This is a genomic window from Tessaracoccus lubricantis, assembly GCF_039544535.1.
In the GTDB taxonomy this organism is placed as follows: Bacteria; Actinomycetota; Actinomycetes; order Propionibacteriales; family Propionibacteriaceae; genus Arachnia; species Arachnia lubricantis.
Genome location: NZ_BAABLV010000047.1, coordinates 1 through 7,296 on the forward strand (window position 1 = coordinate 1; position 7,296 = coordinate 7,296).

A 7,296-nucleotide genomic window follows, 5' to 3' on the forward strand; every position below is an offset into this window, starting at 1 on the left:
CTCGATGACATCGGTCATCGCCTCTCCTTTCGGTCAAGCCAGGACCAGATACACCGTTCCTCTGACACTCCCCCTGGCGACCAGGACCCCGACCATCGGGGCTACCTAGAAGGTAACGGGGCGGATGGTCACGGGTGGGTAACGTTTGGCGCGTCCGAGTGGTGTTACAGCGTGTAGTAGCGGGAGGGTTCTTCTCATTGTGACGAGGGGGACGCGTTGTTGCTTGTGAGGGGGCGTTGTGGCGCGTTGGTTGCGGTGTGTGGTGTGGGGTGCGGTTTCTTCGGCGTTGGTCGTGGGGATGGGTGCTGTTGGGCCGGCGTGGGCTGATCCGGTTCCGGAGCCGGAGTTGGTGGTGTCTCGTGCGGATTGGACTTCTGCCGCGATCACTGCCCGGGCGCAGGGGGTTCGGGTGGAGGTGTTGTCGGCGCGTTCTGAGACGACTCGGGTGTGGGTTCATCCTGATGGTGTGGTCGAGGAGGAAGCCGCGTTGGGCGCGGTGCGTTTCGAGGATGACACGGCAGACGGGTGGCGCGAGATTGACACTTCGCTTGTGGCTCGCAGCGACGGGACGATCGGCCCGGTGGCGGTTCCGGTGGATGTGGAGTTGGGGACCGGTTCGGGTGAGTTGATCGTGTTCGACAAGGGCGGTGACGGTGAGGTCGGGTTCACGTTGGATGGGGTGAGTCTGCCGGTCCCGGTGTTGGATGGCCCGACGGCCACGTATGTCGATGTGTTGCCGGGGGTCGATGCGTCGGTCGAGGTCCGCTCTGGTGGTTTTGAGGTGCTGTGGGTGGTGAAGTCGCCCGAGGCGGCGCAGTTGTTGGCTGACTCGTATGGCAATGATGCCGGTGAGGTGGTGTTGCCGACGAAGGTGCGTTCGAGGATCGCGCCGGCGGAAACGGCTGCGGGGGATGTGCAGTTCACGCAGCTGGGTGAGGTGAAGGCCCAGTTCGCGGCGCCGTCGATGTGGGATTCGTCTGCCGAGGTGCCGGGGGTTCGTGGTGCGGAGACCGATGTTGATTTCGAGATCGCACCTGTGGTGCAGTCCCGTGGGGTGCGGGTGGAGTCGCTGCGGGCGGTGGATGTGGTGGCGTCGGGGGAGTGGTTGACGGACCCGGAGCGGGTGTTCCCGGTGGTGATTGATCCGACGTACCAGACGGTGTCGGGGGTGCCGTCGTTTGATACGTGGGTGCAAAACGGTGTGACGGTTGATAAGTCGGCGGCTGCTGATCTGCGGATCGGTAACGACGGCACTGGCATGGTTGCGCGGTCGTTTATGAATTTCGATGCGGGGCTGTTCAAGAACCGGATGGTGCGTCGGGCGAATTTGTCGTTGTTCGGGTCGTATTCGTCGACGTGCGCGCAGACCGAGTTCGCGGCCTACGATGCGGGCTTGGCGTCGACTGGGTCGCGGTGGACTGCTCAGCCTACGTTGGGTGCGAGGCGTGCTACGTCGACGTCGACGGTGGGCAAGTCGGCGTCGTGTCCGGCCGCGCGGATCTCGATCGATATGACGGCGCAGGCCCAGGCATGGTCGCAGACCACTGCCACGCAGGTGGGGATGATGTTGGGGGCCACCAACGTGTTGGATGCCTATGGGTGGAAGATTTTCCATTCGCCTGAGGGGCAGAACAAGCCGGTGATCACGGTGTTTTACAACCGGACCCCGGATGTACCGGGGATTCCGACGATCACGGGGCTGGTGGCTGCTGCGACATCAAGTGGGGTAAAGAACTTCATCGGGGTGGCGAAACCGACGATGAGCGTAGCCGTCAAGGATGGTGACGTCGACACCGTCACTGCGGTGATCTCTCGGTTCACGTCGGCGACGTCGTTGACGCCGGCGGCGGAGTTGTGTCGCGGCAGCGCGGCCTCGGGGGGCACGGTCAAGTGCACCAGCGTGCCGGATCTGCCGGCGAACACGAGTGTGTGGATCAGGGCGATCGCCACCGATGGGATGGGATGGTCGGGCTATGGCCCGGCGGTTGAGGTCCGCTATGGCGGGGCGATACCGCCGCAGCCGGTGATCGCGTGTGCCAGCGGCAACGGTTCGTGGAGTGAGTACAAGCGTGTGGCGGAGACGTGCACGATCACCGCGAAGCCGGGGACGATGTCTGCCTCGGCGCCCACCTCGGTGACGTACCGGGTCGATGGTGGGACGTGGAAGACGGCGTCGTTCACCCAGGTCACGGCTGACACTCAGGTCGTCAGCGTGACGGTCGGCGGCAGTGATGGTCTGCACTCGGTGGAGGCCTATGTGAAGTCTCCGGTGGGCAAGCAATCTGCGACATCGGCGTATTCGTTTGGGTACGGGAAGCCGATGCTGGTGTCGCCGGCGGCGGCGTTGACCACGCATGGTTCGGTCACGGTCAAGGCGAAGGGTGCGCCGTCGTCGGCGGCGGTGTTGCAGTGGCGGGTGAAGGGTGCTGGCGAGACGTGGCGTGACATCAAGGCGGCGTCGTCGGGTGCTTCGGGTGAAATCTCGGCAGTGTTCGATGTGCCGGCGGCGTTGGAGGCGGCGTCGATCTCGTCGCGGGTGTCGGTGGTGGTGGAGGTGCGCGGCACGTTCCAGTACGGTACCTCGCTGGCCGTGGCCTCGGATGTGCGCGAGATCATTCGGGTGCCTCATGCGTTTGGTGCGGGGTTCCCGGTCACAGAAGTGGCGGGCGGACAGATCGCGTTGTGGACAGGCGAGCTGCAGATCTCCGAAACCGATGCCGCATTGACCACCCCGGGGGACGGGTTGTCGATTTCCCGGACCCATTCGACGTGGGCGGTTCCGGCGACTGGGGCGCAGGGCATTTTCGGGCCGGGGTGGACTGCTTCGCTAGATGGTGGCCCGACCGGGGTGTCCGAGATGGAACTTGTCGACAACACCCTAGTCGACGGCACATTGGTGCTGGCTTCCGCGGAGGGCGACGTGCTGCCCTTCGCGCCGCCGGCTGCAGACACCGATGTCGTCAAGTCCATCATGTTGGGTGACTATCTGCCCGTCGGCCCCGAAGCGGAGGCCTCCGAACTGACGCTGAAGGTGACTACCGTCGAGGAGGGGATCCACGTCACCGCCACTGACACCGATGGCATCGCAACCGTGTTCAGCGCCCCAGCCGCCACTGCGACCAACCTCCCAGCCGTGTTCGCCGCGAAGAGCGTCAGGGACAGCGTGACTGGGGAGACCACCTCATATCAATACGACTCGGCTGGGTTCGTCACCGCGATCGTGGCCCCGAAACCCGATGGAATCATCACTGAGTGTCTTCCGGACGTTCCCGTAGACGGGTGCCGGATGCTGAAGCTCAGCTACAGCGGGGCGGGCGTTGCTCGCCGACTGGACGCGGTGGAGGCGCAGGTCAACACCGATCCTGATCGGACGTTGGCGACTTTCACCTACAGCGCGGGCCGGCTCGCCGCCGTCACTGACCAGGTGGCAGGGGTGACCACGGAGTACACCTGGACCGGTTCAGATCCGCAGCCCAAACTCGCCACCCTCTCCCCGCCTGGGGAGGATGCCTTCACGTATACCTACGACGCCACCACTGGGAAGTTGTCCAAGGTGACCCGCCTGGTGCCTGCCACGGCTGGTGGTGGGGTGGCGCAGTTGGCTGGCATCGTCTACGGCACCACACCAGGTGAGATTCCAGGGCTGGATCTGGCGCAGTTCGACCGCTACGACCTGCCTCGCACGGCCACGAAGGCGGTTGCGGTGTTCGGACCCGACGCCCCGTTCACAGGCACTGCGCCGAGTGCGGAGTTGTGGAAGCGTGCCGATGTGTGGCTCACCGATGAGGAGGGCTACACGATCCACGAGGCCCGCTTCGGTGGCGGCCAGTGGCAGCTGACCGCCATGACCTACGACGAGTCGGACAACGTCGTGCAGCATTGGGACACCAGGGCCACCGCCGAGCTGCGCAAGGGCGAGTCCTCGGCGTACAGCGATGTCGCGTCGGCAGCCACCACCACCGTCTACAACGCCGACCCCGTCACCGCCCCCGACGGCACCGTGCTAGTTCCGGCACGTACCCGCGTCACCGACGTGTGGTCCCCAGCAGCCGACATCCTGGTGACCGGGGCCGAGTATCCGCAGCTGGGGCGTCGCCACGTCGCGACCACCTACGACCAGGGCGCCCCCACGCCAGGCCGTTCGCTGGTCACCACGCAGGTGGCAACCGCCGAGCGGAGCGACGGGACCGTGCTGGAAACGCTGACGACCACCTGGACCGGATATGAGGCGTTGGAGGCCGGCGACACGTCCGGTTGGGACCTGCGGCAACCCACGTCGGTCACACTCGACATGAACGGCAACGGCATCGCGGATGCCGATGACATCGTCAAACAGACCCGCTACGACGACTTGGGGCGTGTCATCGAGCAACGCCAGCCGGGGGCTGGCAGCACCGATCCCGGTACCCGGACCGGCGTGTTCTGGTCCGCCGGCACCAACTCCCGAGACACCGACTGCCAGGGCCAGCCGCAGTGGGCAGGGTTCCTCTGTAAGGAAGGCCCCGCCTCCCAGCCCGCGGGCGTGAATCTCCCCGTCACCATCCACAGCGACTATGTTTGGCACGGCGCTGCCCGCACTGAGCGGGACGTGTCGGGCTCCGTGACCAGGACCACGGCCACCACGTTCGACGCCAAGGCCCGCCCTGTCACGGTCTCCACCGATATCAGCGGGCTGGCAGGGTCCACCCCGGTGCCGACCGTGACCACCGAATATGACGCGTACGGTCGAGTGATCAGGACAGAATCCACGGCAGGCACGAGTGAACTATCCTACGACTCGTGGGGTCGTCAACTCACCTACAAGGTGACGCCAGCAGGTGGTGTGCCGCAGACCACCACCACGCAGTACAACGCTCTCGGTGACATCACATCGGTGACCACACCCACCTCCGTGACGGCCTACACCTACGACGGGACCGACGCCAACGGCAACCTCGAGTACCGCGGCCTGCTCACCGGCACGGTCACCACGGTGGCCGGGTTCACCACCCAGTCCACAGCGGCCTACGACGCCCACGGAGCCTTGATCAAGGAAGTACTTCCCGGGGCGATTGAACGACGCACCGATTTCGATCTGACCGGTGAACTGGTATCCCAGGCGTATTGGGGCCCCGAAGCCGGGTCAGCCGGCCCGGTGCCGTGGCTGGGATGGACGCTCACCGTCAACGCCGCGGGCCAGATCATTACCGAGCACGGCCCGGACGCCTCACCGGCAACCGGTCTGGACCTGGTCACCAGTGACGTGGGTCTGCGGTATGGCTACGACCAGGCTGGGCGTCTTGCCACCGTCAACGACTCCACCGCCGGGCAGTGCACCACCCGGCAGTACCTATTCGACCAGCGCGGTAACCGCACCGGCCTGACACAGACCACCGGCCCGACCTGCGACGCCCCGCCGGTGACCGCCACCCGGGTCTACGACTCCGCAGACCGGGCCCTGACCGGAGCGGACGGCACCGGGGCCTACACCTACGACCCGCTCGGACGGCAACTGGCCATCCCGGCGATCGACGCACCCAACCCCGCAGCCGGCGACATCGCCTTGGGCTACTACGACGATGACACGGCACGCAGCATCACCCAGGGTGACACCGTCTTGACCTACGACCTCGACGTCGCGGGGCGCCGCGCCAGCCAGACCACCACCACAGCCGGCACGGTCACCGGCGCCGTGGTCAACCACTACACCGATGCGTCCGACAACCCCGGCTGGATCACCACCAACCACGCCGGAGCCAGCACCACCACCGTTTACACCGACCAGGTCGCCTCGGACTTGACCATGGCCATCATCACCGACGCCGCCGGCACCCGAGGAGAACTCGCCCTGGCCACCCCCAGAGGCGACATCACCACCACCATCAGCCTCAACACCCCCACCGCCCAAGCAGACGGCCTCGACAACTGGACCCACTACACCGAATACGGCCAACCCACCACCACCCCACCCACCAGCACAACCGGAACAGCAGGCAACGGATACGGCTGGCTCGGCACCAAACAACGCACCACCACTACCACCGGACTCCTCCTCATGGGCGCCCGCCTTTACAACCCAACCACCGCACTCTTCACCAGCGACGACCCCATCTACGGCGGCAACAACACCCCATACACCTACCCCAACGACCCAATCAACGACTGCGATGCTTCTGGGAGGCAGTCATGCGCCAGCCTGGCTCAGGCGATGAATGAAACGATCAGTATCCTGCGACGACGTAACAATGAATCTTATGCTAATAAGTACAATCTGCCGCTAGAGGGAAAGAACTCTATCAGGGGGCATCAGAACCAGTATTCCGGTTATCAAAAGCGACTGAAGAACCAAGCCCGCGAATTTGAGAAGAAGTGCTCATATGTGAAGTTTGGAAAGAACTTTAAGAGCAACGTGAGGCACTGGGAGGCCAAGCAAATGACGTTGCCTTGGAATATGAAGTTTTACAGTAAAGGTCGGTATAGCCCGAAAATGGCCCGAGCAGCTTCGGTGCGCCTCCCTGGATTCCGCGGAGGGGCCTCGCTTGGCAGAGGAGGCGGCGGTGCCGGCCGACCCTGGGCTACAAAGTAGAGGAGGCGGAGTGCGTTCTGGATGGTGCACGCCGCGTCAGCCACGCGAGTGGCGACAGTTTTGGCAGAACAACCACGGTTCGTTCACTGAGGCTGAGGAGTACTGGCTCGCTTTTCGCAGCTATCCCGAGGAGTTTCTCATCGAGGCCGCAAGTCCCTCGGCGTGGGGATACGACCCGACCCACAACTGGGAGAAGCTTATTGAGGCGCTGGACTTGGCATGCAGCTCAAGCGAGCGGCGGTTCCTGATGAACGACGCTCTTTGGGGAACCTTGCTGATATTCCCGCTCGAAACCCGAGAGGGGCAAGTGGTTGTGACGAGGCAGACGGAAAGGCTGGCGCAGCTGCTTGGAACTGGCGCGGGGGATCACGCCTTCCGTGGCGACATGATGTGGAATCTCACCTCGGATGACCAGTATGTCCTGCCTCGGGAGGTCGGGTGCTTGCCGGGAGAATTGGAAGAGTTTCTCCGCAGGTTTCCCACGAAACGGGAATGGATCGCGACTGCCGCGGAGGCCGACAAGCGTGGTGGCGTCGCATGCCATTATGACGAACTCCCGACTAAGATGCACTGTGCTGTCGGCATCCTGAAGTACAGGGATGACTCATATGGCAGCCCCGTTTGGAAGGCCAAAGGGTAGCGGGGCGGTTCAGTTTGAAGGCTCTTCACAATCGAGGGTGTAGGTAGCGCTGTTCGGGGTTGCGGCGTGGCGGCTGGCTGAAGGGGTCGAG

Annotated in this window: 2 protein-coding genes; both read left to right on the forward strand. The window is 64.4% G+C overall.

Annotated features, from left to right (window positions below):
* Window positions 1–466 precede the first annotated feature (466 nt).
* Window positions 467–6,565, forward strand: a complete 6,099-nt coding sequence (locus tag ABEA30_RS15250) for a DNRLRE domain-containing protein (RefSeq protein ID WP_345584382.1) — start codon at window positions 467–469, stop codon at window positions 6,563–6,565.
* Between the two features lie 10 nt (window positions 6,566–6,575).
* On the forward strand, window positions 6,576–7,205 hold the full coding sequence (locus ABEA30_RS15255) for a hypothetical protein (RefSeq protein WP_345584383.1): 630 nt from the start codon (window positions 6,576–6,578) through the stop codon (window positions 7,203–7,205).
* The last annotated feature ends 91 nt before the right edge of the window (window positions 7,206–7,296 follow it).